This is a genomic window from Streptomyces glomeratus (assembly GCF_021462825.1).
GTDB classification, from domain to species: Bacteria; Actinomycetota; Actinomycetes; order Streptomycetales; family Streptomycetaceae; genus Streptomyces; species Streptomyces glomeratus.
On the sequence record NZ_JAKEEB010000014.1, the window covers coordinates 77,616 to 104,608 of the forward strand.

At 70.3% G+C, this 26,993-nt stretch carries 23 protein-coding genes and 2 pseudogenes; 10 read left to right on the forward strand and 15 right to left on the reverse strand.

The genetic code is table 11. From position 1 onward, the window contains the following. The first annotated feature begins 130 nt into the window (after positions 1–130). The 5 genes and pseudogenes from LZ604_RS18630 (at position 131) to LZ604_RS18650 (ending at position 5,175) form a co-directional block, all read left to right on the forward strand. A complete protein-coding gene (locus LZ604_RS18630; protein ID WP_234516582.1) occupies positions 131–2,050 on the forward strand; it encodes an ABC transporter ATP-binding protein in 1,920 nt (639 codons plus the stop codon). Positions 2,051–2,253: 203 nt separating this feature from the next. Next, positions 2,254–2,796 (forward strand): NUDIX domain-containing protein, encoded by a 543-nt coding sequence (locus LZ604_RS18635; protein WP_234516498.1) that lies wholly within the window; start codon positions 2,254–2,256, stop codon positions 2,794–2,796. Between the two features lie 64 nt (positions 2,797–2,860). Further along, positions 2,861–3,202, forward strand: a pseudogene (locus tag LZ604_RS18640) (GNAT family N-acetyltransferase); the annotation flags it as partial. 401 nt (positions 3,203–3,603) lie between these two features. Next, positions 3,604–3,870, forward strand: a complete 267-nt coding sequence (locus LZ604_RS18645; RefSeq protein ID WP_234516500.1) for a hypothetical protein — start codon at positions 3,604–3,606, stop codon at positions 3,868–3,870. Positions 3,871–3,930: 60 nt separating this feature from the next. Next, positions 3,931–5,175 carry a PP2C family protein-serine/threonine phosphatase gene (locus LZ604_RS18650; protein WP_234516583.1) on the forward strand — a complete coding sequence of 415 codons (1,245 nt, stop codon included), beginning with the start codon at positions 3,931–3,933 and terminating at the stop codon, positions 5,173–5,175. A gap of 108 nt (positions 5,176–5,283) precedes the next feature. Here LZ604_RS18650 and LZ604_RS18655 read toward each other — a convergent pair whose 3' ends face one another. Next, positions 5,284–5,619, reverse strand: a complete 336-nt coding sequence (locus LZ604_RS18655) for a hypothetical protein (protein ID WP_234516502.1) — start codon at positions 5,617–5,619, stop codon at positions 5,284–5,286. A gap of 47 nt (positions 5,620–5,666) precedes the next feature. On the opposite strand from LZ604_RS18655, the gene LZ604_RS18660 reads away from it, so the two are divergent. The 4 genes from LZ604_RS18660 (at position 5,667) to LZ604_RS18675 (ending at position 8,182) form a co-directional block, all read left to right on the forward strand. Beyond that, positions 5,667–5,981, forward strand: a complete 315-nt coding sequence (locus LZ604_RS18660) for a type VII secretion target (RefSeq protein WP_234516504.1) — start codon at positions 5,667–5,669, stop codon at positions 5,979–5,981. A gap of 29 nt (positions 5,982–6,010) precedes the next feature. Beyond that, positions 6,011–6,757, forward strand: coding sequence for a WXG100-like domain-containing protein (locus LZ604_RS18665; RefSeq protein ID WP_234516505.1), 747 nt, complete (start codon positions 6,011–6,013; stop codon positions 6,755–6,757). A gap of 26 nt (positions 6,758–6,783) precedes the next feature. Continuing rightward, the gene (locus tag LZ604_RS18670; RefSeq protein ID WP_234516507.1) at positions 6,784–7,182 is read left to right on the forward strand and encodes a hypothetical protein; all 399 of its coding nucleotides are present in this window, start codon (positions 6,784–6,786) and stop codon (positions 7,180–7,182) included. A gap of 184 nt (positions 7,183–7,366) precedes the next feature. Beyond that, entirely contained in the window at positions 7,367–8,182 is an 816-nt protein-coding gene (locus tag LZ604_RS18675) for a DUF427 domain-containing protein (RefSeq protein WP_234516509.1), read from the forward strand. Between the two features lie 296 nt (positions 8,183–8,478). Here LZ604_RS18675 and LZ604_RS18680 read toward each other — a convergent pair whose 3' ends face one another. The 14 genes and pseudogenes from LZ604_RS18680 to LZ604_RS18740 form a co-directional block, all read right to left on the reverse strand. Then, positions 8,479–9,585, reverse strand: a complete 1,107-nt coding sequence (locus tag LZ604_RS18680) for an aliphatic sulfonate ABC transporter substrate-binding protein (protein ID WP_234516511.1) — start codon at positions 9,583–9,585, stop codon at positions 8,479–8,481. 532 nt (positions 9,586–10,117) lie between these two features. Next, positions 10,118–10,576 carry an RrF2 family transcriptional regulator gene (locus tag LZ604_RS18685; RefSeq protein WP_234516513.1) on the reverse strand — a complete coding sequence of 153 codons (459 nt, stop codon included), beginning with the start codon at positions 10,574–10,576 and terminating at the stop codon, positions 10,118–10,120. 89 nt (positions 10,577–10,665) lie between these two features. Further along, a complete protein-coding gene (locus tag LZ604_RS18690) occupies positions 10,666–11,565 on the reverse strand; it encodes a TauD/TfdA dioxygenase family protein (protein WP_234516515.1) in 900 nt (299 codons plus the stop codon). A gap of 587 nt (positions 11,566–12,152) precedes the next feature. Further along, positions 12,153–13,508, reverse strand: a complete 1,356-nt coding sequence (locus LZ604_RS18695) for an LLM class flavin-dependent oxidoreductase (RefSeq protein ID WP_234516516.1) — start codon at positions 13,506–13,508, stop codon at positions 12,153–12,155. Between the two features lie 138 nt (positions 13,509–13,646). Continuing rightward, complete coding sequence (locus tag LZ604_RS18700; RefSeq protein WP_234516517.1) at positions 13,647–14,612, reverse strand: ABC transporter permease; 966 nt, start codon at positions 14,610–14,612, stop codon at positions 13,647–13,649. After that, positions 14,609–15,451, reverse strand: a complete 843-nt coding sequence (locus tag LZ604_RS18705; protein WP_234516518.1) for an ABC transporter ATP-binding protein — start codon at positions 15,449–15,451, stop codon at positions 14,609–14,611. Before LZ604_RS18705 ends, LZ604_RS18700 begins: the two co-directional genes overlap by 4 nt. Positions 15,452–15,455: 4 nt before the next feature. Continuing rightward, positions 15,456–16,493, reverse strand: coding sequence for an ABC transporter substrate-binding protein (locus LZ604_RS18710; RefSeq protein ID WP_234516519.1), 1,038 nt, complete (start codon positions 16,491–16,493; stop codon positions 15,456–15,458). Positions 16,494–16,725: 232 nt separating this feature from the next. Further along, positions 16,726–16,818, reverse strand: a complete 93-nt coding sequence (locus LZ604_RS36270) for a putative leader peptide (RefSeq protein ID WP_344412657.1) — start codon at positions 16,816–16,818, stop codon at positions 16,726–16,728. Between the two features lie 225 nt (positions 16,819–17,043). Next, a complete protein-coding gene (locus LZ604_RS18715) occupies positions 17,044–18,273 on the reverse strand; it encodes an acyl-CoA dehydrogenase family protein (RefSeq protein WP_234516520.1) in 1,230 nt (409 codons plus the stop codon). A gap of 13 nt (positions 18,274–18,286) precedes the next feature. Continuing rightward, entirely contained in the window at positions 18,287–18,859 is a 573-nt protein-coding gene (locus tag LZ604_RS18720; protein ID WP_234516521.1) for a winged helix-turn-helix domain-containing protein, read from the reverse strand. Between the two features lie 364 nt (positions 18,860–19,223). After that, positions 19,224–19,590 (reverse strand): annotated as a pseudogene (locus tag LZ604_RS18725) (ABC transporter permease subunit); the annotation flags it as partial. A 271-nt stretch (positions 19,591–19,861) separates the two neighbouring features. Next, positions 19,862–20,368 (reverse strand): MarR family winged helix-turn-helix transcriptional regulator, encoded by a 507-nt coding sequence (locus tag LZ604_RS18730; protein WP_234516522.1) that lies wholly within the window; start codon positions 20,366–20,368, stop codon positions 19,862–19,864. A gap of 698 nt (positions 20,369–21,066) precedes the next feature. Next, a complete protein-coding gene (locus LZ604_RS18735; protein ID WP_234516523.1) occupies positions 21,067–22,245 on the reverse strand; it encodes a glutathione-independent formaldehyde dehydrogenase in 1,179 nt (392 codons plus the stop codon). 290 nt (positions 22,246–22,535) lie between these two features. Continuing rightward, entirely contained in the window at positions 22,536–23,657 is a 1,122-nt protein-coding gene (locus LZ604_RS18740) for a hypothetical protein (RefSeq protein WP_234516524.1), read from the reverse strand. Positions 23,658–24,495: 838 nt separating this feature from the next. Between LZ604_RS18740 and uvrA the strand changes: the two genes are divergently transcribed. Further along, positions 24,496–26,964 (forward strand): excinuclease ABC subunit UvrA, encoded by a 2,469-nt coding sequence (gene uvrA / locus LZ604_RS18745; RefSeq protein ID WP_234516525.1) that lies wholly within the window; start codon positions 24,496–24,498, stop codon positions 26,962–26,964. Positions 26,965–26,993: the final 29 nt, after the last annotated feature.

Genomic DNA, 26,993 nt, shown 5'->3' on the forward strand with positions numbered 1-26,993 from the left:
CACCAACACGAGGTTGCGTACGCGCAGACGGAGGCTGACACGCCGGGCAAGGCACGCCAGCGCCCGCGCAGCAGTGGCCGCGCAGGCCGACCGCGACGGCGCTCGACGTTCTACCGTCGATTTCATGAGCATGGAGACCACCGCCTGGCACCAGCTGCACAGTGTCATGACGGCACAGCGGGAACACCGGCCCCTCGCCCGTGCGACGCTGCGCCGCATCGGGGCCTTCGCCCGCCCGCACCGCCGGCGCATCGCGGAGTTCGTCGTGGTCAGTGTGGTGACCGCACTGCTCGCCGTCGCGACCCCCGTACTCGCCGGCCGCGTCGTCGACGCGATCGTGTCGCACGGCGACCGGAGCAGGGTCGTGGGCCTGTCGTTGCTGATCGCCGTGATCGCGCTCGCGGAGGCGGCGCTCGGGCTCCTCGGCCGCCGGCTGTCGGCCACCCTCGGGGAGGGCCTCATCCTCGATCTGCGGACGGCTGTGTTCGATCATGTGCAGCGCATGCCCGTCGCGTTCTTCACACGCACCCGTACGGGAGCGCTCGTCAGCCGTCTCAACAACGACGTCATCGGCGCCCAGCGCGCCTTCAGCAACACCCTGTCCGGGGTGGTCGGCAACCTCGTCACGCTGCTGCTCACCCTGGCCGTGATGATCACGCTGTCCTGGCAGGTCACCTTGCTGGCCCTGGCGCTGCTGCCGGTCTTCGTGGTGCCGGCGCGGCGGATGGGCAGCCGTATGGCACGGCTCCAGCGGGAGGCCGCCGACCTCAACGCCGCGATGGGGACCCGGATGACCGAGCGCTTCTCCGCGCCCGGCGCCACCCTCGTCAAGCTGTTCGGGCGTCCGGAGGAGGAGTCCGCCGAGTTCGCGGCGCGGGCCCGGCGGGTGCGGGACATCGGGGTGCGGACGGCGATGGCACAGTCCGCGTTCCTCACCGCCCTGACCCTCGTCTCCGCCCTGGCGCTCGCCCTGGTGTACGGCCTCGGCGGCTGGTTCGCCCTGCGCGGCACCCTGGAGCCCGGCTCCGTGGTCTCGCTGGCCCTGCTGCTCACCCGGCTCTACGCGCCGCTCACCTCCCTCGCAGGCGCCCGGGTCGAGGTGATGAGCGCCCTGGTGAGCTTCGAGCGCGTCTTCGAGGTGCTCGACCTCAGACCGCTGATCGAGGAGAAGCCGGGCGCGCGGAGTGTCCCCGACGGGCCGGTGTCCGTGGAGTTCGACAACGTCCGCTTCGGCTACCCGGCCGCCGACCGGGTCTCCCTCGCCTCACTGGAGGAAGTGGCGACCCTGGACGCCCGCGGCGGAGCCGGGATCCTGAACGGGATCTCCTTCCGCGCCGAGCCGGGCCGGACGGTCGCGCTCGTCGGCTCCTCGGGTGCGGGCAAGTCCACCATCGCCGCTCTGCTGCCGCGGCTGTACGACGTCGACGAAGGCGCCGTGCGCGTCGGCGGGATCGACGTCCGCGAGCTGAGCGCGGCGTCCCTGCGCGAGACGCTCGGCATGGTGACGCAGGACGGCCACCTCTTCCACGACACGGTACGGGCCAATCTGCTGCTCGCCCGCGCGGACGCTACCGAGGAGGACCTGTGGGAGGTGCTGCGCCGGGCCCGTCTCGACGACCTCGTCCGTTCCCTGCCCGACGGCCTCGACACGGTCGTCGGTGAGCGCGGCTACCGCCTGTCCGGCGGCGAACGCCAGCGGATGACGATCGCGCGCCTGCTCCTGGCCCGTCAGCGCGTCGTCATCCTCGACGAGGCCACCGCCCATCTCGACAGCACCTCGGAGGCGGCCGTCCAGGAGGCCCTGACGGAAGCCCTGGAGGGCCGAACCGCCGTCGTCATCGCCCACCGTCTGTCCACCGTACGGGCCGCCGACGTCATCCTCGTCGTGGAGTCCGGCCGGATCGTGGAGCGGGGCACCCACGAGGAGCTGCTGGCCGCGGACGGACGGTATGCCGAGCTGTACCGGACCCAGTTCGAGAAGGCGCGGGTGTCGTCGCCGGCGACGGAGGACGAGACCCTGGCCCAGCCCGGGACGGAGGCCCTGACGTAGGCCGTCGTGCCCCGCGGGACCTTCCGGCAGCAGACGTAGGGCCCCGGCGTCCCCTCGCCCGACGGCACGGCGCCGCCGGTCCCGGCTGTGCGGAAGAGCCGTGTGCCGGGCGCCCCGGCCCCTCCTCCCTACGCTCACCAGCACATGCCCCGCCCACGCAGCCGAGGCGCATGGCGTCGCGGTGCCTGGGCAGAACTCCCGGCATGGAGACCCGAGGACCCTGGAGGCGGCACCACCGGGAATCGCTGTGCACGACCGCCCGCCTCGTGGCGTACCAGGACGAGGTCACACAGCCCGACGGGAGCGCGGGCCGCTACGACTGGGTGCGGGTGCCCGACCAGGTGCGGGTCGCGGCGCTGGTCGAGGGACGCCTGCTGGTCGTCGAGCAGTACCACTACCTCGCCGGCACGATGTGGCAGCTGCCGGGCGGTGACCTGGGCCCGGAGGACCACGACAGCCGGGCGGCCGCCCGTCGCGAACTCGCCGAGGAGACCGGCTACCGCGAAGGCCGCTGGACTGCGCGGGGCGCCCTGCATCCGCTGCCCGGGCTCACACCGGCCCGCGTCCACCTGTGGAGCGCCGAGGGCCTGACGCCGGGCGAGCCCGCACCGGAGCCCGGTGAGACGGGCCTGGAGGTACGCCACCTCCCGCTGGCCGAGGCGGTCAGGGCCGCCTGCGACGGCCGGATCGGCTGCGCCTCCAGCGCGGCCCTGGTGCTGGCCGTGGCGGCGGCACACGTCGGCTGACGGCCCGGGAGGAGGGGGCGAGACGGAGAGGACATGGTGGACCACGCTCCGGAACGGAGTGCGCGCCGAAGGCACGAGCATCAGCGACGACCGGGAGGGTGTGGAGCGGCTCCTCGACCGTGAGCCGGACGCGCTGCTCCTCGCCGAGCAGGACGGCGGACTCGCCGGGACGGTGATCGCCGGCTTCGACGGCTGGCGCTGCCATCCGTACCGGCTCGCGGCGCACCCGGACCGGCGACGGCACGGTATCGGCTCGGCCCTCCTGGCCGCGGCGGAGGAGCGGTTCGTACGGCTCGGGGGGCGCCGCGGGGACGCGATGGTGCTGCTGCGCAACGAGACGGCCCAGCATGCGTGGCGGGCCGCCGGGTACGCGCCCGAGGAACACTGGCGCCGCTCCGCAGGGCCTCCGGCTGCCCGCCGCCGTGGTGGTCGGCGCCGGGACCGGCCCGGCCGTCTTCAGCGTCACCCGGATCAGCGGCCGCAATCTGTTCGTCATCACCGGCGGCCTGGCCGGCGCCCTCGCCGTGGTGATCCTCCCCAGGTCCACGGCCGCGCCGCGCGCCTCAGCGAGGTCACCGTCCGGGTCCCGCAGGTCAGCGAGCTGACGTTCGTCGGGAAGAACGACGCCCGGCAGATGGCCTGGCATCTGTTCGTCGAGACGGCCACCCGGGGTCACCCGGGTGGCCACCCGGGTGTCCACCCGGCCCCTTGGCCATGACGAGGGCCTGCTGCGCGAGGCGCCCGGCTGTCTGTACGGGCTCTTCGCCACGACCCGCGACACCCGCGACACCCGCGACACCCTCAAGCATGCTCAACCATGAGCTGCGCCCCTTCCTCTCGACCTGGCACCCCCGGCTGCACGCCCACGAACAAGCGCACCCGGGCGCCCCCGAATCCGCCTGGCACGGCAACACGGCCTGCCGGGCCGCGCTGACCACCGTCCGGCACAACCTGCACGACTACGCACTGGGCTTCGCCCGCCTGGCCGGGTGCACGCCCCGCAGACCCTGCTGGACGGCGCCGATCGGCTGCCCTGAACAGGGGGCACGCGCTCGCGGTGGGCGGCCGAGCTGAGCGGACCGTAGCGTGAAGGGAGGGTTGCCGCGGGGGAGGGCAGGAAGGGAGACGGTGACGATGCAGCCGTCGCAGATGGACTACGCGGCGCTGTTCGCCGCCACCCCGAGCCCGTACCTCGTCCTGGCCCCCGACCTGGTGATCGCGGAGGTCAATCAGGCGTATCTGGACGCGACCCGCAGGACCCGGGACGACCTGATCGGGCAGCACATCTTCGAGGCCTTCCCGGACAACCCCGCCGATCCCGAGGCCGACGGCGTGCGCAACCTGAACGCCTCGCTGCACCGGGTCCTGGTGTCCCGGGAGCCCGACACGATGGCGCTGCAGAAGTACGACATCCCCATCGTCGGGCGGCCCGGCGCCTTCGAGGAGCGCTGGTGGTCCCCCGTCAACACGCCGATCCAGGGCCCGGACGGAAGCGTGGCCTGGATCATCCACCGGGTGGAGGACGTCACCGCGTACGTCCACGCCCATGCGCACAGCGCCCGCCGCACGTCCAGGCAGCTCACCGAGCGCGAGGCACTGGAGGCCGAGCTGTACGCGCGGGCACGCGAGCTCCAGGTGCTGAACGAGGAGCTGAGGCAGGCCCACAACCGTGAGCGCCAGGTGGCCGTCACCTTGCAGGAAGCCATGCTCCAGTCGCCCGACCTGGACCGGCACGAGAACGTGGCGGTGCGCTATCTGCCCGCCACCGGCTCGCTCAACGTGTGCGGAGACTGGTACGACGTCGTGGACCTGTCCGACGGCCGCTTCTCGGTGGCGGTCGGCGACGTCGTCGGCCACGGCCTGGAGGCCGCCGCCGTGATGGGGATGCTGCGCAGCGCGCTGGGCGCGGCCATCCGTGCGCTGGAGCGGCCGGCTCAGGCCATGGAGGTGGTGGGCCTGTACGCCCGGTCGGTCCAGGGCGCCCTGAACACCACGGCCGTCAAGGTCATGGTGGACACCCACAGCCGGCTGATCATCTACAGCAATGCGGGACACCCGCCCCCCGTGCTGGTGCACCCGGACGGCGACTGGGAGCTTCTCGACCAGGCGACCGACCCGCCGCTGGGGGCACGCCCCCAGCACGTGCCCCGCCCCCAGGCCGGCCAGATGTACACGCGCGGGGATCTCCTCGTGCTCTACACCGACGGGTTGATCGAGCGGCGCGACGAGCACATCGGGGTGGGCCTGAACCGCCTGACCGAGGCTCTGAGCCGCTACTGCACCCTCAGCCCCGAACGCGTGGCCGACGCGCTGCTCGCGGAACTCGGAGTGGCCGGCGGGGCCCGCGACGACATCGCGCTGGTCATCGTACGGCTGTGAACGGACGGCGGGCCAAGGCGTCGTCCGGCCGCGACGGCGGACGCCGGGCCCACGGCCGGACCTGTCGAGACCGCGCCGTGGCCCTCGGGCCGCCTCGGTTCGGCCGCTTCAGTTCAGGAGCACGCTCAGCACCGCGAACCAGGCGATCTCGACGGCGAGGGCGCCGAGCGACCAGGGCCACTCACGGCGCCGGTAGCCCCTGACCGAGCCCACCGCGGCCACCGCCATCAGCAGCGGGCCGACGACACCGACGAAGACGCCTTTGCCCACGAAGAGCAGGGCGAGGGACCCGAGTCCGGTCATCGTCGCCAGCATCAGCGACAGGGCCAGGACGTTCCACCTGATCCGGTGCCACATCTCGGCGCGGGATGCCCGGGCGTCCGGCGCGGACAGCGGGGACCGGTCCAGCTCCCTCTGTAGATCGTCCCTGGGTGGATTCAGCACGTGAGGTAACGTACCGCAGGCCAAGGAACGATCACGGGGGAGCCCGCATGGGATTCGAAGTCCATCCGGACGACCTCGACAGCTACGCCGCACAAGTCGGAAGAGCCGCAGAGGACTTCGGGCACGCCGGCCGCTACGCCCAGCAGAACGGCCATGTGGCGGTGGCCGACGACGGTCTCTTCGGCCTGATCGCGGGGGCGCACAGCGGTGTCGTGGAACGCGTGAGCGCGGCGCTCACCAAGGCCGAGTCCGTGCTGCGGGCGGCCGAGACCGAACTGGCGAAGAGTGCCACGTACTACCGCCAGGCCGATCACGGCAACGCGGCCAGGCTCGATGCCACCTACCCCACCAGCAAGCGCTGAACACCGCTCATATGCATGGAGGATGCTGAGTGTCCGGGTTCTCCGACACCGCCGAGCCGTCGAGCCGTCTGACGCCGCCCAAAACTCCCGAGGAGTTCTCACAGGGCGCGCTGCTCGACATCTTCAACGACGTCAGCGACCTGGTGAGCCCCACATACTGGATCACCGAGGCGTACAACGCGGTCTTCGGATTCAACCCGCTCGACGAGGTGATCCAGTGGTTCGCGGGCGACTGGGAGTCCTTCGCCAAGTGCGCCGAAGTGTGGCAGAACATCGGCAAGGCCTGTGACGACATCGCGAAGAACCTCAGCTCCGGCAACGCGGCGCTGGATGCGACGTGGAACGGCAACGCCGCCGACGCGGCCTATGTGTACTTCGACGAACTGGCCAAGAAGCTCAACCAGAGCGGCGAGACCTTCGACTCCCTCGCCGACACCTACAAGCACCTCGCGCACGCCGCGTACTCGGCCGCGGAGGGCGTCAAGGGCATCCTCGGCGGTATCGCCGACGGCCTGATCATCACGGGCATCGAACTGGCCGCGGGAACGCTGCTGTCATGGAGCGGCGCGGGCATGCTGGTCGGCTACGGCCTTGCCGCGCTCGAGATCACCGAGATCCTCAGGCTGTGGGGCCAGGCCACCGAGATGTTCGGCAAGGCCCAGGCCATCGTCAACGGAGGAGTGGGCGCGCTGGAGGGTCTCGGGTCGGCCGTCTACGCCCAGCTCCAGAACTTCCCGGCGGTCGGCGCCACCTATGACAATCCGGCCGTCGCCTAGGGCGCGGGCGAAAGGGAACACACACCATGGCTGACCGGGAACGCCAGATCGGCGACACCGACCTGATGGACATAGCCCGCGACGAGGCCCGCGCCAGGGCCCTGCGCAAGTCCCTCCAGCGGCTGGCGGACAGTCAGTCGGGCAACAGCGCGCTCCAGGAGATGGCCCGGGAGGTTCTCTCCGGCCGTATCGGCCTGCGTGAGGCGTTGCGGGTCGGGGCGTACTCCGAAGCGCTCGGCGAGCGCATCGCCGAGGCGCGCCGGGAGTACGAGCAGCAGTCCCCGGAGGAACGGGAGCAGCAGCGGACCGCAGCCCTGGGCTATCTCCAGGCACAGCGCGAGGAGATCGACCAGGAGCGGCAGCAACAGTCCGCCCGCCCGGGCCCCGGCACCGCCGGGCACAGCGGCCGTGACTGGCGGCTCTAGGATGCGGCCCTCGTAGCCGCCGGCGGCTGCGACCACGAGCCGGTCTCGGCGTGGGAGCGTGCCGGCGGCACCGTCGAGGGGTACCCAGGGGTGTGCGGCCGTCCCGAACGGGTCGCGGCCTCGCGCGAGGACCGTGCCCACCTTGCCGAAGCGGCCCGGTGAGCGAACCGAAGGAGAGCCGGTCATGCCCCCGTTCCCCACCGCGCCGACCGTCAGGGCCACCCCGGAAGGGCTCCTGTGGGAGCCGAGTGAACGCTGGGTGCGCGGGCGTAAGGGCGATGTGACGGTCGTCGACAGCCGGCACCCCGTCCTGGTCTGGGAGCCCGGTGTCCCCGTCCCGCTGTACGCCTTCCCCCGCGCGGAGGTCCGCGAGGAACTGCTCCGTCCGGCGAGGAACCCGCCGAAGGGCACGCACACCGGTTCGCAGGTCTTCTACGACCTCGAAGCGGGCGGCGAGACCGTGGAGAACGCGGCCTGGACCTTCCCCGCCGCCGAGTTGGCCGGCCACATCGCCTTCGAGTGGTTCCGACGGGTCGGCCGGGGGCTGGACCACTGGTACGAGGAAGAGGAAGAGATCTTCGTCCACCCGCGCGACCCGCACAAGCGGGTGGACGCCATCCCCAGCAGCCGCCACGTCGTGGTCGAGATCGGCGGCACGGTCGTCGCGGACACCCGCCGACCGGTGCTGCTCTTCGAAACCGGCCTGCCGACGCGCTACTACATCCCCCGCGAGGACGTCCGTCTCGACCTGCTGGAGCCCACCGACCACAGCACCGGATGCCCCTACAAGGGCACCGCCGCGTACTGGTCGTGGCGGGGCGAGTCCGACGTACCGCCGAACATCGTCTGGAGCTATCCGGACCCGCTGCCCGCGGTGGGCGGCATCAAGGGCCTGCTCGCCTTCTACAACGAGGAGGCCGACATCACCGTCGACGGCGAACGCATGGAGCGCCCCGTCACCCACTTCACCAACACGTCGGTGTCCCCCGGATCGCCGTAAGCATCGTGTCAGGAGGGAGCCGCAACGCAGGGGTGGCGGGCATGGCGTCGGTGGCGAGCCCCGGTTCCGCCTCCCCGCGATCCGGGGCGCTCATCTCGTCACACGAAGCACGGTCCTCCAGGAGGCATCCCATGGCCGAACCTCTGTGCGGTGAGCCGCGACCAGGTTGAGCACGGAGGACTTGCCGCAGCCGGAGGCCCCCAGGAGGTGACGAACTCGCCCGGCGTCATCGGCGGCCTCGGAGGCCGTGATGGCCACGGTCGTCACCTCCTGGGAACTCATCGGCCCGGCTGTCGCTACCTGGTGCCGAGACCGGCGTCGCCGATCTCGCCCTTGCCCTCGGTCTTGAGGACCTTGTTGAGCGGCGTGAGGTCGTAGATGCCCTTCAGGTCGGGCTTCTCCAGCAGGCCGGCCTTGACCGCGTGCTCCGCCTCGGTGTTGAGCGTGGAGGCCAGCGGGTCGTCGAGGAAGGTGATCGACTTCCAGGCCGGGTCGATGACGTCGGCGGGCAACGCCTTGCCCGACAGCTTGTCCAGTGCCGCGTTGGCGGAGGCCTTCGCCTTCTCCGGGTTGGCGTTGATCCACCCATTGGTCTTCACGGAGCCGCGCAGCACGGCCTCGACGACGTCGGGGTGCTCCTTGAGGAACTTCTGGGACACGATGATGTTCGTGATCACGAACTTCTTGTCGGGCCACAGGGACGACTCGTCGAGCAGTACTTTCGCGCCCTCCGCGACCAGCTTGGATGCGGTCGGCTCCGGCACCCAGGCGCCGTCGATGGAGCCGGACTTGTAGGCATCCGGGGTGATCTTGTTGTCCGTACGGACGACGGAGACGTCGCCCTTGCCGCTCTGCGCGTCGACCTTCCAGCCCTGGTCCGCGATCCAGTTGAGGAACGCGACGTCCTGCGTGTTGCCCAGCTGAGGAGTGGCGATCTTCTTGCCCTTGACGTCCTGAAGGGACTTGATCTTCTTCGGGTTGATGACCAGCTTGACGCCGCCGGAGGCGGAACCGCCGATGATCCGCAGGTTCTTGCCGCCCGACTTGGTGTAGCCGTTGATGGCGGGGGAAGGGCCGATCCAGCCGATGTCGATGGACCCGGCGTTCAGCGCCTCGATCTCGGAGGGGCCGGCGTTGAAGGTGGAGGTCTTGATCGTGGTGCCGCCGAGCTCCTTCTGGAACAGGCCCTCCTGGACGCCCACGAGAGCAGTGGCGTGCGTGAGGTTGGGGAAGTAGCCGATCTTCACCTCGTCGGCGGACAGCTTCTTGGCACCCGCCGCCACCGCGGTCTTCTGCCCGTCGGCGGTGGACTTGGATCCGTACCCGCAGGCGGTCAGCAGGACGGGGAGCGCCGCTATGACGGCGATGGTGCGCAGGGTGGTGAGCGGTCTTGCGGCAGACACGGAGGTGTCCTCTCAGGGGCGTGGATGATCAGGGAGGTACGGAAAGGCGAGGTGTGAGGCCCATGGGCGCGCACCTGTACTCCGCTCGCCGACCCGTGGCAGCGGGAATGCCGTCTCGGGCCGAGGGGCGGATCGTGGGGGAGTGGGCGTTGCGCCTCCGTCACAGTCGTGCCGCTCCTCGAGCATGGGGCGGCGCCGTCAGCCGAGGGCGACCCGCCCGCCGAATCAGGTGGGTCGGCGGGAGGAGCAGGGCTCGGTTTCTGTGCGGTTGCCGGTGGGTTCTGCGGACGGCTCAGACAGACCGACAGTAGGCACTGGAAGTACGGCCGAAGTCGATGTGGCGGCGCGAGGTCAGCAGGGGCAGCGAAAGGACTGCGCGGTTGAGCGATCTCATGGTCCCACCCCCACTTTCCCTAGTTTTCCTACCGGGCCGCTAGGGATCGTGGCAGAAGGTGGCGGCCGCCCCAAGGGGGTGTTCGCATGATGGACAGCCCTGTCTCGTAATCCGGGATGTGCCGAATGGCTCAGCGTGTCAGGGGTTTACCCAAGCTCCTGGGGCATCACTCAACGCGGACACTTCGGCAGGCAGTCGGGCGGATGCGACGTCGGCGAGCGACACGCCGTCGAGGATCTCGCGCACGTTGGACCGCAGTGCGATCCACAAGGGCAGCAGCGACTCGGCGGGGCCGGTGTAGGACAGCTCCGGGGGGCGGACCCCGCGGACCGAGACCAGCGGTCCGTCCACGACGCGGATGACGTCGGCGACGCTGATGGACTCGGCGGGCCTGGCCAGCCGGTAGCCGCCGTTGCCGCCGCGCTGGCTGAGCACGAGACCGCCCCGGCGCATGTCGTTGAGAATGCTTTCGAGGAACTTGTGCGGGATGTCCTGAGCCTCGGCGATGGCCTCGGCCTTCATCGGCCCGTCATCCCCTGAGGCGGCGAGCTGCAGTGCGGCACGTACCGCATAGTCCGCTCTGGCTGAGATCCGCATGTGTCCATTATCCCGTACGGATCGGTCGGCATCCGTTGCGGGCAGGCCGCCGGGCGGGGGTGGGTGCCCCGCCCGGCGGCCGGAGAGGGTCAGGCCGCGGCGGGTGTGTAGTGGGAGGCGTCGTCGCCCTCGATGGCGTGGCTGAGAGTGCCGTCGACACCGGCGGGGACGTCACCCGCGACGGTCACCCGGTGCAGCAGGCGCGGGAGGTCGCCGTAGTCGTCGGGGGCGTAGTGCTGGGTGATGCGGTTGTCGAACAGGACGAGGTCGCCCGGCGTCCAGGCCACACGCACGATGTTCTCCGGGCGGGTGACGTACGACTGGAAGATGCGCAGCAGGTCGCGGGAGTCGGAGGGGCTGAGCCCGACGATGCTCTGCGCGAAGCCGCCGATGAACAGGCCGCGCTCCCCGGTCTCGGGGTGGACGCGGACGACGGGGTGCGCGGTGCGGTACTTGCGGGAGACGAACCGCCTGCGATGCTCAGCGGCCTTCTCGCTCTTCGGGGCGGCGTAGTCGTAGTCGTTGGTGTGCACCGCCCAGAGCTTGTCGGCCAGCTCGCGCAGCGGTTCGGGCAGGTCGCGGTAGGCGGCGGCCGAGTTGGCGATGAGGGTGTTGCCGCCGTGGGGCGGGACCACGATGCTGCGCAGCGTGGACGCCTTCGGTGGCGTCCGGACGAAGGTGACGTCCGTGTGCCAGTGGTTGGCGCGGATGCCCTCGTCGCCGTCGACGGGCAGGATGTGGGGCCGGCCGTCGACGGAGGGGACGGTGGGGTGCGCGGTGGTGAGTTCGCCGAAGAGGGAGGCGAAGCGGAGCTGGCCGGCGTCGTCGAGGTTCTGGTCGCGGAAGACGAGTGCCTTGTGTTCCAGGAGCGCGGAGTTGATCTCGGTGACGACGGCGGGGTCGAGGTCGGCGGAGAGATCCACGCCGAGGATCTCGGCGCCGATACGGCCGCCGATCCTGCGGATGTCGAAGCCGGTGTCGGTGGTCATGTGCGGGTGTCCTTCCGGGAAGGGATCAGTGAGGTGATCGGCTGGGAGTCATCGGGAGGTGATGGGCAGGGAGGTTCCTGGACCCCGGCGGTCCGAGGGGAGGACCGACGGCTCGCAGGGCGCCGGGTGTGCGGCCCCGAACCCCAGGCAGGGCTCCGGGGGTGCGGCTTGGACCAGCCGATGTGCCGGCGGTAGCCGCCGAGCAGGCCGGTACGGTCCAGGTACTCCTCCTCCAGGGCAGTGGAGTCGTCGATTGGATGGGCGGGTCTGGGGCGCGCCGGTCAGGGCGTCGGCCGGCCGGTTCGCCTCGCACCGGAAGCAGGTCCGGCAGTCGTCGCGGCGGGTGAGCACGGGGATGCCGTCCGTGCCCCGCCAGGCTTCCCTGCTCGCCATGGCCGCCTCGCGCGCAGCGGGCTCCGGCGGGGTACCGGACACCGGTCCCGGCCGAGGCGGTGGCACCTCTGGTGCCGCGGTGGCCCTTGCCGGCGAGGACCACGTCGGCCCCGTCCTGCGCGGCTTCGAGCGCGGCCCGGGTGGCCTCGGGCCCGCCGCCGACCACCAGGACGTCGGTGGTGGGTCCGGCCCGCTCATACCGGCTGCCCTTCGCCGACGGCTGCCGCGACCAGCCGGTTGACGGGGCGGGCCAGGCCGTAGTGCTCGCGCAGGGTGCGGCCGGTGTACTCGGTGCGGAACAGGCCACGGCGCTGCAGGATCGGCACGACGTGGTCGACGAAGTCCTCCAGGCCGCCCGGCAGATGGGGCGGCATGATGTTGAAGCCGTCGGCGGCGCCCTGGGTGAACCACTCCTCGAGCTCGTCGGCTATCTGCTCGGGGGCGCCGGCGAAGACGCGGTGGCCGCGGCCGGCGCCGAGACGGGCGATGAGGTCGCGCAGGGTGAGGCGGTCGCGACGGGCGAGTTCGGCGACGAGCGTGAAGCGGCTCTTGTTGCCGTTGATGTCCCGTTCCTCGGGCAGGTCGGGCAGCGGGCCGTCCAGTGGGAGCCCGGTGAGGTCGGTGCCGAGCATCCCGGACAGCTGTGCAAGCCCGTATTCGGGAACCTGAAGGTCGGTCAGTTCCCGTTCCAGTGCGCGGGCCTCGGCCTCGGTCGAGCCGATGACGGGCGCGATGCCGGGGAGGACCAGCAGCTGGTCCTCGGTGCGGCCGTGGCGGGCCAGCCGGGACTTGAGGTCCTTGTAGAAGGCCTGGCCGTCGGCGAGGGTCTGCTGGGCGGTGAAGACGGCCTCGGCGTACTGGGCGGCGAACTCCTTGCCGTCCTGTGACGAGCCGGCCTGCACCAGCAGCGGGTATCCCTGTGGGGTGCGCGGTACGTTCAGGGGCCCCTGCACGCCGAAGTACTCGCCACGGTGGTTGATCTTCCGCACCTTGCCGGTGTCGGCGTAGACGCCGCGCTCCTGGTCGAGCAGGATCGCGTCGTCCTCCCAGCTGTCCCACAGCTTGGTGGCGACCTCCACGAACTCCCGCGCCCGGTCGTAGCGCAGCCGGTGCTCCAGGTGCTCGTCCTGCCCGAAGTTCCGGGCCTCGTCCACGGTGCCGGAGGTGACGATGTTCCAGCCGGCCCGGCCACCGCTGATGTGGTCCAGGGAAGCGAACTTGCGGGCGGTGTGGAAGGGCTCGTTGAAGGTGGTGGAGACGGTGGCGATCAGGCCGACGTGCCGGGTGACCGCGGCCAGGGCGGACAGCAGGGTCAGCGGCTCGAAGCCGCCGAGCGCGTTGTGCCGGACCTTGCCCCACAGGGCGAGGCCGTCGGCGAGGAAGACCGAGTCGAGCAGGCCGCGTTCGGCGGTGAGCGCCAGCTGCTGGAAGTAGCGCAGATCGGTGACGCGTTCGGGCTGGGTACGGGGGTGTCGCCAGGCGGCGTCGTGGTGGCCGGCGTTCATCAGGAAGGCGTTGAGGTGCAGCTGACGGGGGCTGGTCGTGGTCATGAGGTTCCTCGGAAGCGGGGAGACGAGACGAGCGGGGGCCGGAGCGCGGTGGGCGTCGTGGTCGCGGCTGCCGCGGTCCCCGGGCCGGACGGCCCGCTCGACGGGACGGGGAGGCGATGAGGTGAGCCGGTGGCGGGGTCAGCCGCCTGCGGGTACGCGCCAGGAGCTGAGCCGCCGCTCCGCGGCCACCAGGAACTGGTTGAAGACCACACCGATCGCGGAGATCGTGAGGATGCCCGCGTACATCTGCGGGATCGCGAAGTTGTACTGCGACGCGTTGATCAGGTAGCCGAGGCCCGCCTTGGCGCCGATCATCTCGGCGGCGACCAGGACCAGAATGGACGCCGCTCCGGCCAGCCGGATGCCGGTGAAGATCACCGGTATCGAGGAGGGCAGGATGACCTTCTGGAACAGCCGGGGCGCGGACAGGTCCATCGACTTCGCCAGCTTCAGCAGGGTCGGGTCGACGTTGCGGACCGCGCTGATGGTGTTGAGCAGGATCGGCCAGGTGCACGCGTACACCACGATGGAGATCTTCGAGGTCTCGCCGATGCCCAGGAGCAGAACGAAGACCGGCAGCAGGGCCAGTGCCGCGGTGTTGCGGAAGACCTCCAGCAGCGGTCCGAGGAGGTCGGCGACCGGCCGGTACCAGCCGATCAGCAGGCCGAGCGGTACGGCGACGGCCACGGCGAGACCGAATCCGCTGAAGGAGCGGACCAGGCTGGCGCGTGCGTTGTCGGCGAGCTGCCCGTCGGCTGCCAGCCCCCACCAGGCGCGGGCGACCTCGCCGAACGGCGGCAGGAAGGTCCGGTCGACCAGGCCGAGTCGCGGTGCCGTCTCCCACAGGAGCAGCAGAGCCACGATCGCCGCGGACTTGGTTGCCCCCTTCACCAGCAGGTACGGCAGCCGGCGCACCGCACGGCGGACCTGGACCGTCGGGGAGGCGACTCGGCGCACGTGCGACGTCGATACCCCGGGTGGCGCGGACGAGGTGGCGGATGTGGCAGGGGAAGCGGCCGGGGAAGCGGCCGGGGCGGGCTCGGTGGCGCCCGCGGATCCAGGCGTTGTGTTCGTGCCGGTGGCCGTGCCGGTTGCGGGGCTCATACGGAAGCCTCCTCCTTCTCCAATTGCTGGGCCCTGGCCACCTCGTCGTGCAGCAGCGACCAGATCTCGTGCCGGTAGCGTGCGAACTCGGGACTGGAGCGGAGGTCGTCCGTCGCCGTACGGGAGCCGAAGGCGACCGGCACGATCCGCTTGATGCGGCCGGGCCTCGATGTCATGACGGCGACGCGCTGGCCCAGGTAGACGGCCTCGTCGATGCCATGGGTGATGAAGACGACGGTCTTGCCGGTGCGCTGCCAGATGCGCAGCAGTTCGTCCTGCAGCGACTCCCGGGTCTGGGCGTCCAGCGCGGCGAACGGCTCGTCCATCAGGAGCACATCGGGGTCGTAGGCAAGGCTGCGGGCGATCGCCACCCGCTGCCGCATCCCGCCCGACAGCTCATGGGGATGGCGGTCCTCGAACCCGGACAGGCCGACCAACTCCAGGAACTCCCTGGCTCGTGCCGCACGTCGACGTCGTGGGACGCCGGTGGCCTCCAGGCCGAACTCGACGTTGCCCTGCGCCGTGCGCCACGGCAGCAGCGCGTACTGCTGGAACACGATGCCGCGGTCGAGGCCCGGCCCGGTGACGGGTTTGCCGTCCAGCAGGACCTGCCCGGCGGTGGGGTGGGCGAGGCCACCGAGGAGATCCAGGAGGGTGGACTTTCCGCAGCCGCTGGGACCGACCAGGACGACGAACTCGCCGGCCGCTATGTCCAGGTCGATGCCGTCGAGGGCGGTGAACCGGGTGCCCTGCCGGGCCTGATGCGCCCCACGGTCCTTGACGGCGAAGTCCTTTCGCACCTGCTTCAGCGCGATCTTGGGTGTGGTGTTTTCCGGCATCGGGTCAGCTCCCGTTCGCCGAGGAGGAAGAAGCCGCGTTGAACTCATTGGTGTAGAGGTCGGCCGCCTTGACCTGCCCCTTCTTGATGTCGCCGCGCTCGGTCAGCCAGTCGATCCACAGCTGCAGTTCCTTGCCGGTGATCCGCCCCGCCCTCTCGGCGACTCCGAAGGACCGCCAGTACTTCAGCGGTGCGGGGTCCTCGTTGCGCCCGCGCTTCTTCACGATGTCCGTCATCCGGGCGACGACTTCGTCGTGCGGAGTGGAACGGGCCCACTCGATGGCTCTTCCTACGCCCGTGACGAAGACCCGCGCCGTATCGGGGTTCTGCTCGAGGAAGCGGTCGGTCATCACATAGGTGCCGGCGCTGAACGCGCCGAGCAGCTGGTAGTCGGTGAACAGCGGTCGGATGCCTCCGGTTGCCAGGGCCTTGTCCCGCAGGATGCCGCCGAGCACGGCCACGTCTATCTGCTTCTGGCGCAGCGTCTGTTCGGCGTTGACCGGAGGCACCACGATGGGTTCCACCTTGCCGGTCTCCGACCGCGACAGACCGCCTCGCTTGAGATAGATGTCGAGCATGGCCTCGGAATGGGCGCCGAGGGTGTTCATGCCGACCTTCTTGCCGACCAGGTCCCCGGCCGAGCGGATCGGGCTGTCCTCGAGGACGTAGAAGCCGTTGTAGGCGTACTTGTCGGAGCCGTAGTAGCTGATGACCGCCTTGATGGGGGCCTTGTTCGCGGCGAGTTTGACGACCGCGCCGTTGAACGCGCCCCCGAAGTCGACCTGGCCCGTGGCCGCGGACTGGATGTCCTGCGGCCCGCTGATCGTGTTGCCGATCCACTTCAGCTTCACATCTCCCAGATAGCCGAGGTCCTCGGCCAGCTCCGGCAGGGTGACCTGGCCCGCCCAGCCCTGGTACCGGAGCGTCTTGGTCCGGCCCCGGCCGGACGTGGCTTCGGTCGCGGTGGTGCCACAGCTCACGGCCACCGCCGAAAGACCGAGAAGAGAGAGAAACTGGCGTCGGGTCGATGCCGTCGTGGCCATGGAAGGGGTCCTTCGAGATCGATGGAGCGGCTGGAGTGTGTACTGCGGTGCCCGAGTTCGTCGGTGCCGCCGGGAAGGCTTGGCGAGATATGACTCAAAGGGGTGCACGGCAAACGCCGAATTGCGGAAGTGAGATCTCGCCAGAAATACCTGCGGGGAACCCGGCGTCTGCGAAGACAAGGCCGTGACGCAGTAGCCGACGGTGAAATGGAGCGCGGGAGGGCTGTGCCTGTCAGCGGGTACGGCGACCGACGGCACAGATGGCGCTGGCCTGACGTCGCAGGTCGACGTGCAGGCGCGCGGCGAGGTACTCGGACGTGCTCACAGCCAAGAGAGTCGCAGCGAAATCCGGCCAAGTCAATGTCGCCTGCGCGTGCGTCTCATATTCTCAAACATTCGACATGTGGCTGAAGTACGGCGTTCACAATCGCCTGGACGGCAGGCGTGGTGAATTCACTCATGCCCGGTCGGCGGCGAGAGATCGAGCCCAGTTTATTCTTGCAGCGATGTATTTACTGCTGATCCGGCGCTCCGGGTAGGCCGGTAATCGTCAGACGGGCAGGACGAACGGCGGGTGCGCGCCGTTGAGGAAGTAGTCCCCGACGTCTCGGAGCCGGCCCGCGACGGGCTCGTACAAGGTATGGGTCCGGGCATTGCGCCAGAAGCGGTCGAAGCCCTGCCGCGAAGACGCGGAGCGGGCGCCGACGATGTCGAGGGCGCGGGCGGTGGACTCCTGCGCGGCCCGGGAGGCGGCGGCTTCCGCCATGGCCACGAGGACGGAGATGTCCGCGTACTCGTCATGGGTGAGGTCTTCGCCGCGCTCCAGCCCGCCGTGCACGGCTTCCAGCGCCTGATCGGTGAGGGCGGACGCCGAGCGGGTGAGGACCGTGAGTTCCCCGTAGACGGCCAGGGCGTGCGGGTCCTGGGGAGAGCCGACCGGCCAGGCGGGGTGCCAGGGTGAGTTACCCGGCCGGCTGTACTCCCGGACTTCGGCGAGCACCCCCTCGGCCATGCCGACACGGAGCTGGACGGAGAGAAGCCGGCCGACCGGTGATACCAGGGCGGCCAGGGGGGACAGGGTCTCCTCCTCCGCGGACAGGGAACCCAGGACGTCGTCGGCGGCAACCGGCACGGCATCGAACTCCACACTCCCGCCGGCTGCGAGCCGCTGGCCGAAGGTGTCGGCGTCACCGTCGATCCCCACGCCCTGTTCGGCGGGATCGACGACGACGGCGAGTGGTTCGCCGGTGTCGGCCCGCACGGCACACACGGCGAGGCGGTCGGCGACCAGGACTCCGGTGGAGTAGCTCTGCCGGCCGTTGAGCACGTGGCCGCCGCCGGCCCTGGTCAACGCAAGAGGGGATTCCTGACGGGCCAGACCACCACCCCAGCACCACTGCTCGGCCGCGTAGCGTCGCTCGAGCCGGGCGGCGTGGGAGGGCTCGGCGAGGAACCGGGTGCTCCAGGACAGGAAGTAGTGACAGCCGAGCAGTTGGCCGATCGCGCCGTCGGCCGCGGCGATCTCCCGGACCACGGCGTAGGCCGTGGGCCAGTCCGCGCCGCCGCCCCCCGACTCGGCCGGTATGAGGAGCGTCAGCAGCCCCGCCTCGCGCAGGCGGGACACCTCGTCGAATGGGGCCTTGCCCGCCTGCTCCCGGGCCGCCGCGTCGGTGGCCAGGTCGTCCGCGGTCTCGCGGGCCACGCGCAACCAGTGCGCACGGCCGGGCCCTGTCCGGTCGGACTCCGAAGTGGGGCCGGACGGCGCAGTGGCAACGCCCATGGCGGGGGTCTCCTCAAGGTCGACGGCAAGGTGCGGTGCCGATGCTCTGCTGCTGGTCGGGCATGTACTTGTAGCCCATGCGCCGTACGGTGACGATCCGGTGCCGATGAGCCTCGCCCAGCTTGCGGCGCAGGCGCGCGATGTGGACATCCACGGTGCGGCCGTCGCCGATGTGGTCGTAGCCCCATATGCGGACCATCAGCTGCTCGCGCGAGTGCACTTGGTGGGGATGCAGAACGAGGTGGGCCAGCAGTGCGAACTCCAGGTAGGTGAGGTCGAGTTCGCGTCCGTCCACCTCCGCGACATGGCGCGCGGTGTCGATACGGACGGCGTCGCCTCCCGTCCGCCGGGCGGGAGGTGAGTCCGTGTAGGCGACCGGCCGGATCTCCGACCGTGTCACGTCCTTGGCGAAGAGCTCCGTGGGATCGGTGCCCTCGGGAACGAACACGAGGTACCCGACGAGGGCAGCGGAGTCGTGTCCCTCGTCGCCGTCCGGCGCGTGGTCCCCGACGAGTCGGAGACGGCGCACATCGGGGAGCGGTGAAACCGATGGGGTGGTGGCCTGGGCCGGAAGTGCCGTGGTCATGGCGGTCGTCCTTCGGAAGTACGGCGGGACGTCAGGCGCGATGGAATGGGGCTCGCCTGATCGCCCGGGGCGAGAGGGAAGGAGCGGAGCGGCACGCGCTGTGTGTCAGCCGTGTGCCTTACGCGCGACAGCAGGCGGCGCTGACGACGTGACCAAAGTCGACATGCCGACGACGAACGAGTCGTTGCTGTGCGTGGGACATGTGCATCATCCTGCGCACCCCGGGCGGTGGTCGTCAACGCTTCCCTAGTAAATCGATAGGAAATGTAGGGAAGGCCACACGCGGCGAGGTCACGGGTTGCCGTCGGCCGCCGGGCGGACCTCGGATGCGGTCACCCTGGCCGACCGGGCGCGGAGCGTGGTCGGCGGTCGGCACGATCGAGCGCATCGCCTGCGGAATGACGATCCGGTGCAGGGCGTGCCGTCTGCCGATGCCGAGAGACTGGGCGGCCTCCATCTGGCCGGCGTCCACCGAGAGGATGCCGCCGCGTACCACCTCGGCGGCGTAGGCGGCTTCGTGCAGGGTCGGCCCGATGGGCGGCGGTGAGGGTGGGGCCGAGCAGGTTGACCGTCTTGACGGTGACGAACCGAGGCCCGAAGGGAACGCCGAGGACGAGCGTCGGGTAGAGGGCGCCGATGTTGAACCAGAACGGCAACTGCACCAGCAGCGGGGTGGACCGGAAGATCCATAAGTACCCCCAACTCAGCGCATGTTGGTTCGCCGAGCGCCGCCTCAACCCGGGCGTTGCCGGAACCTCTCCCGCCGTCGTGCCGGCCCTGACCGCCTCCGCGACCTCCACGATCAGGATCGGCTCCGGGGCCGGATCGTCGATGCCCTGCCCAAGGGCGCCACCGGCAAGATCCTCAAGCGTGAGATCGTGCTTCCGCCGAACTGACGGGCCGGCAGGCCCGGACCCTGCAGGCCGGCCGGGCCTGCCGCCGAAACGGCGCCCCCGTAGCGGTGACCCGCCTGAGTGACTCGTACGACCGGACGCGCCACGGTCACGGCGAAGCCGGGGGCTCACCGTCTGCGGACGGTGTGCGGCTGTGGTTGGCCTCGATCCGGTTCAGGACGCGCATCGCCTGCTCGTACTCCTCCTGCGTGAACCCCGCGGAGGTGATCGCCTCCAGGTCCCGCCAAGCCTGCTGGACCCGGTCTCGCAGGGCCCGGCCGGCCCGGGTGGGCTTCACCACGACTGCCCGCCGGTCGTGCGGGGAGGGGCTGCGGGTGACGAATCCGGACTGCTCGAGGCGCTGCAGCATTTTGGTGACGGTGGAGGGATCCAGGGCCAGCGTCTTGATCAGATCGGCCTGACGCTGTTCACCCTGTGCCCAGAGCTGCATCATCAGCAGTTCCTGCCCGGGGTACAGGCCCGTTTCACGCAGCAGGTGGGCCGCCGTGATCCGGTGCATACGGGCAGCGCGGAAGAGTGCCTCGCTCATCGGGGCGTCGGCGACGGTCGGTACCGCCTCGTCCTTGCTCCGGACCGATTCGGACGCTGGCGACATGGTGACTGATCCTCCGTGAATGGCAGGCGCATGCGGCGCGCACCGACGGGTGGCGTTCGTCCCCTTGGTGGCTGGCCTGCCGTTGCGTACGCCCCTGGTGCCCGCCACGGGCACGGCCGTTCGCGATCTGCCTGCCGGGCGTCCGGCTCGGGGTCGTCTCCGCACGGGGGCCGTTCCGGACTGTGATCGCGGCCAAGCCGAAGGCACTGGCTAGGCTGATAATTGGGCCACCAAGTAACCCTATGCCGGTCCCGCTGCCTCCGTCGTCCGGGAGTAGGGGAGATCGGGTGGGATCAGCATGCTGCGGCTCGGTCGGCGAAGGCCGCGAAGCCGCTCGTGGCTGTCCTCGGTCTCTCGACGCGAACCCTGACACCACTTCTCGGACGCAACCTGACATGCCGGACGCCACCACAGACCTTGGCGGAAGTCCTCGCGGATCGGCGAAGACGGCAACCATGGCTTGGACTTCAGGAGCGGGTTCAGACCCGGCCTGTCGAGCAGGCGCCCGGCAATCCGGCCCGGGTGAGGCGTCCGTCATCGGTTCTACCGGGCCGGACGCGGGCGATCGCCCCTGGTTCAGGTCCGACCGGAGAGCAAGCGAAACGCCGTCCGTCAGTCCCCGTGGAGCCGGGGTCGATCGCCACTCGTCGGCCGGATCCGCCCCCGGGAACAGGCGGACGGCGGCCTTCGGGTTTTCCTTACCGCTTGTGGCCGTTCCCGTGTCCGTTCGGATGCAGGACCACCTTGGTCCAGCCCTCGTCACGGGCGTCGAAGTGCTCGTAGGCGGTGGGGGCCTCGTCCAGGCTGAGCTCGTGGGAGACGACGAAACTCGGCTTCGCCTTCCCGCCGGCGATCAGATCCCGCAGCGCCCGGTTGTACTTCTTCACCGGCGCCTGCCCGGTCCCCATGCGCTGGCCCTTGAACCACATCATGCCGAAGTCGATCGGGACCTTGCCCTGAGCTTCCAGCTCCCCCTGGGCCTCCGCGCCGCCGGGGTCCTCGGGCAGGAACACGCCCACCACGCCGATGTCGCCCGTGAACCTGACCGAGTCGATCAGGCCGTTGAGCGTGAGGCTGGCGTCCTCGTGGTGGTCCTGGGGGTCGTGTGCCTGGTAGCCGACGCATTCGCAGCCGTTGTCGGCGCCCAGACCGAGGGTGGCCTCCTTGACGACCTCCGCCGGGTTCTGCTCGGAGGTGTTGATCGGGATGGCCCCGATCTCCTCCGCCTTGCGCAGCCGGTCGGGCTGGTGGTCGGCCGTCCAGACGCGGCCGGCGCCCTTGAGGAGGGCGGAATAGGTCGCCATCAGCCCAACCGGACCGGCCCCGAAGACGATGGTCTGGTCGCCCGGTTTGACGTGGGCCATCTCGGTGGCGTGATAGCCGGTGGGGAAGATGTCGGCGAGCATCACGTAGTCGGTCTGCCGCTCGACGGCGTCCTCGCCCAGACGCAGCGCGTTGAAGTCTCCGTAAGGCACGCGCAGCAGCTCCGCCTGGCCACCCTGGTAGGGGCCCATGTCGGCGAATCCGTAGGCGGCTCCCGCGAGGGCCGGTTCCGGCTGCATGGTCAGGCAGTAATTGGTCAGGCCCTGCTCGCACTGCTTGCAGAAGCCGCAGGCGATGTTGAAGGGCAGGACCACGTAGTCGCCGACCTGGACCTTGCGGACGGCCGAGCCGACCTCCACCACCTGGCCCATGTTCTCGTGTCCCAGGGTGCGGCCGGACTCGAACGAGGTGCGGCCCTCGTACATGTGCAGGTCCGAACCGCAGATGTTGGTGGTGGTGATCTTGACGATGATGTCGCAGGGATGTTCGATCTTCGCGTCCGGTACGTCCTTCACTGTGACCGTTCGCGGTCCTTCGTATACCGCTGCTTTCATGATGACTTCCCTTGATGTCGCGGCACGGCGGTGATGGAGAGGGCGCAAAGAGCCTGACTCTCGGAAGTGCTGCGACGGGGTCCAGGGCTCCGGCACGCCTCTGGGGCCGTTCACCTGTGGAACGGTGGTTCCGCCGCCGGCCCGCCGGAGGGAGCTTCGGCGCTCCGGCGGCGTGCCGTGCGGGTCCCCGTCGGCCCCCGAGGCGAAACAAATACGCACCGACCGATCAGCGGAATCTCCGGACCCGGACGACCACCAGCCGACGGCACATCTCCGACTGAGGTCACCCGCTAGTCACCGTGGTCGTCCTGCAGTGCGCTGCGACGCTCCTGTTCGCGCTTGGAGTAGGCGGCTGCCCGGACCGCCTCGTCGCTCTCCAGGCCCGATCCCAGCGCGCCGCCCACCGTGGCGACCGAAGCGACGAACCAGGACAAGGTCAAGTACTCCGTGGCGTGCAGCGGGGTTCGTGTCGTGGAAGCGAACACCCGGTCGTTGAGGATGAACAGCGCCCACACCAGGTTGATGACCAGCAAACCCACGTAGCAGACGATCACCCCGATACCCACGGTCACGACCGTCGAGGCGTTGTAGAGAACCGCCCTCTTCCTCGCCTCCGGCGAAACCTCATCCGTTCGATGCCACAGGTTCGCGTCCACGATCAGCCAGCCGACCATCACCGCGACAGACCCGACCGTGGCGATCACCAGGCGTGGCGTGCTCAGGGACGTGGCCAGGTTCCAGATGGTGGAGTTCACAGTGGCGACTGCTCCCGTGGCGAGTGCGGCAGCCAGGGCTTTCGACAAGCCCGGCACCAAGCGCCACGGCCGGTTGGCGCGGACCATACCGCCGAGCACCCTCAGGTAACCGCGCGGCCCACTGACGACGTACCGCAGATCGGCGATCTCCTCCTCACCGACCTGGCCCGGATGGACAGGCGCGAGACGACCGATGAAGGGCCCCCGCAGCGGCTGACTTCCCGGAGGCCCCTCAGCCCCCGTGGCCTGCAGGCCCGCCAAGCTGAGCACGGCTTCTTCCACGGCCTGCCGGGCCTTTGTCTGCAGCCGGAAGCCTCCCAGCGCGGGAAGAGACAGCAGCGCCAAGCCGTGTTCGTGACTCAGGTCCACCACGAGCTTGCGCCCATGTGAGTGCAGCGGAAGGTCGGTGAGGGCCACGACGATGTCCCAATTCCCCTCACTTCCGCGGTCCATGATCCGGTGCATCAAGGTGGGCGGGTCCTCGGCCCCTGCGGTGAAGGGCTCACTGACCACCTCGACGTCGAACCGTCGTCCCCGGCCTGACTTGTCGGCGAGCCGATCGGGAAGCGTCTGGGCCATGCGCTGCGCGATCTCCGTCGGTGCATCCGGATCCGCCAGAAGAGCCACGACCGTAACGTCCTGAGACGACACCCGCATGACTCCTTCTCGTCGACTGCTCCCCGCGATCGCACGTGGCCACAGGATGCCCCCGAGGTAACGCCGACGCCGCGTGACACGCTGGCCCCCACCAGCAGGTACAGGCGGTACGGTCGGATCTCCTCGTCCTCCCCGTGCGGGGCCTGCTCCACCACGGGGCCACGGTTGCGTGCGCCACCGCGAACACCCGCTCCGCGCCACCCCGGTCGGCACCGCACGCCGCGCCACCGGCCACCCCGCTTCGATGTCCGGCCCGGGAGCAGCGGCTCGATCCGCGCCCACGGCGCGTCGGTCAACGGCGCGCCCGGGCGGCGAAGACCCCGGGAAGGGTGGTCTCCAGCACGGGCGGGCCGCGCTGGTTCGACATGTGTCGACACAGGCAGGTCTCGAACATCAAGGCGCTGCCGCTGCTGGAGCCCAGGTCTCCGGTGCGGTGGTGCCGTGCCGGCCGCCCTTGCCCCCTCGGTCATGGCCGCCATGGGCGCATGTTCGCGACCTGGGGCTGAGCCGCCGGGCGAGTGCGCCACCGGGAGGCGAACCACCGCGTTCGCCGAAGCGCGCCGGCAGGGGGCAGGCGAAGGCCCCGACCGGTTCGGGGACTCCCCAGTCGGGGCCGATCGAGAGTGGGCGCGAAGGGCGGTCGCCTCGCGGCGGGGGCTCCATAAGGCTTCAGCCGAACGAGCCTCCTCATGGGCAGAGGGTGAGGCCCGGGGACACAGCTCCCTTCACGCCCACATACGGATCAACGGTGAAGCACTCTCGAACAGCGCTCGTGTGAGCGGGGCCCGGTGACGGCGCCTGTCGCGCGGTTCCCGGCGCGATCAGATAATCAGGAACGGTGAACAAGGACGCGACCGACCCCTTCGTGCATGTCCGGGGCGCCGGTGAGAACAACCTGCGGAACATCGATGTCGACGTTCCGCGGGACGCGATGGTCGCCTTCACCGGCGTCTCCGGTTCGGGCAAGTCCTCGCTCGCGTTCGGCACGCTCTACGCGGAGGCCCAGCGGCGCTACTTCGAGTCCGTAGCACCGTACGCCCGAAGGCTGTTGCAACAGGTCGGCGCACCGCACGTGCAGGAAATCACCGGACTGCCACCGGCCGTGGCCCTGCAGCAGCGACGCGGGTCGCCCAGCTCGCGCTCGACGGTCGGCACCCTCACCACGCTGTCCAATCTGCTGCGCATGCTGTACTCCCGCGCCGGCACCTATCCGCCCCGGGCCGCACGGCTGGAAGCCGAGTCGTTCTCCCCCAACACCGCGGTCGGCGCCTGCCCGGAGTGCCACGGACTGGGCGTCGTGCACGACGTCGCCGAGGACCTGCTCGTCCCGGACCCCTCGCTGAGCATCCGTGAGGGGGCGATCGCCGCCTGGCCGGGCGCCTGGCAGGGAGCCAACCTGCGCAGTGTCGTGAGCGGCCTGGGGATCGACATCGACCGACCGTGGCGCAGGCTCAGGAAGAAGGACCGGGACTGGCTGCTGTACACGGACGAGCAGCCCTCCGTGTACATCGAGCCGGAGGAGGACCGCGTCGACTACGGCTACCAGGGCAAGTTCTGGAGCGCCCGCAAGCACGTCATGCACGTCCTCGCCGACTCCAAGAGCGAGAAGATGCGCGAACGGGCGCTCCGTTTCGTCAGGAGTGTGCCCTGCCCCGCGTGTCACGGCAGCGGACTGCGGCCCGAGGCGCTCGCCGTGACCTTCGCCGGACGTTCCATCGCCGAGATCAACGCGATGCCGCTCACCGAGGTCGTGGCGCTGCTGCGGCCCGTCGCGGGGCGGTCCGAGGCCGACGCCACCACGTCGACCGCCCGATCCGGGGAGACGACCGAGGTCGCGGTCCGGCTCTGCGGCGATCTGGTCGCGCGGATCGGCGTACTGCTCGACCTGGGCCTCGGATATCTCAGCCTCGGGCGCCGCTCGACGACCCTGTCGCCCGGCGAGGCGCAGCGCCTGCGGATCGCCACCCAGCTGCGCTCGGGGCTGTTCGGCGTCGTCTACGTCCTCGACGAACCCTCCGCGGGCCTGCACCCGGCTGACGCGGAACCGCTGCTGGACGTGCTGGACCGCCTCAAGGCGGCGGGCAACTCGCTGTTCGTCGTGGAGCACGACATGGACGTCGTACGGCGGGCGGACTGGGTGGTCGACATCGGCCCCGGTGCGGGCGAGGGCGGCGGACGCGTGCTGTACAGCGGCCCGGTCGCCGGTCTTGAGCGGGTCGGGGAGTCCGCCACGAGCCAGTACCTGTTCGGGCGCGCCCAGCCGCTCGATCACCGCCCGCGCGCACCGCACGGCTGGCTGCACCTGCGCGGCGTCTCCCGCCACAATCTGCACGACGTGTCCGTCGACGTACCGCTCTGCGTACTGACGGCGGTGACGGGCGTGTCCGGTTCCGGAAAGTCGACGCTGGTGACGCAGGTGCTCGCCGAGGTCGTCCGCGGCCACCTCGGACTCGTGCCCGAGGAGCCCGACGAGGCGCAGCTGGAGGTCGACGTCCAGGACGCGTCGGGGGTCGAGTCGTTCGACCGGCTGGTCCGGGTCGACCAACGGCCCATCGGCCGAACTCCCCGGTCCAACCTGGCCACGTACACCGGGATGTTCGACGCGGTGCGCAAGCTGTACGCGGCGACGGACGAAGCCAGGGCGCGCGGCTACTCGGCCGGGCGGTTCTCCTTCAACGTGCCCGAAGGGCGGTGCGAGACCTGCCAGGGCGAAGGATTCGTCGCGGTGGAACTGCTGTTCCTGCCCGGCACCTACGCGCCGTGCCCGACCTGCGAAGGCGCCCGGTACAACGCCGAAACGCTGGAAGTCACCTACCGCGGCAAGAACATCGCGGAAGTACTGGCGCTGTCCGTCGACGCCGCCGCCGAGTTCCTGTCCGCCGTCCCGGCCGCCTCCCGCAGTCTGGAGACGTTGCGCGAGGTGGGACTGGGGTACCTGCGGCTGGGCCAGCCCGCGACGGAACTCAGCGGCGGTGAGGCGCAACGCATCAAACTGGCCACCGAACTGCAGCGAGCCCGCCGCGGGCACGCGCTCTACCTGCTCGACGAGCCGACGGCGGGGCTGCACCCCTCGGACATCGCGCTGCTGCTGCGACAGTTGCACCGGCTCGTCGACGCCGGCAACACGGTCGTCCTCGTCGAGCACGACCTGGCCACGATCGCCACCGCCGACTGGGTCATCGACCTCGGTCCGGGCGGCGGCGACGCGGGCGGGCGGGTGGTCGCGGCGGGTCCGCCGGGCAAGGTGGCGAGGGCCCGGCGCAGCGCCACCGCGCCCTATCTCGCGGCCCGGCTCGCGCGCTCCTGACGACAGAATCGCGATCGCGAATCCCCGAG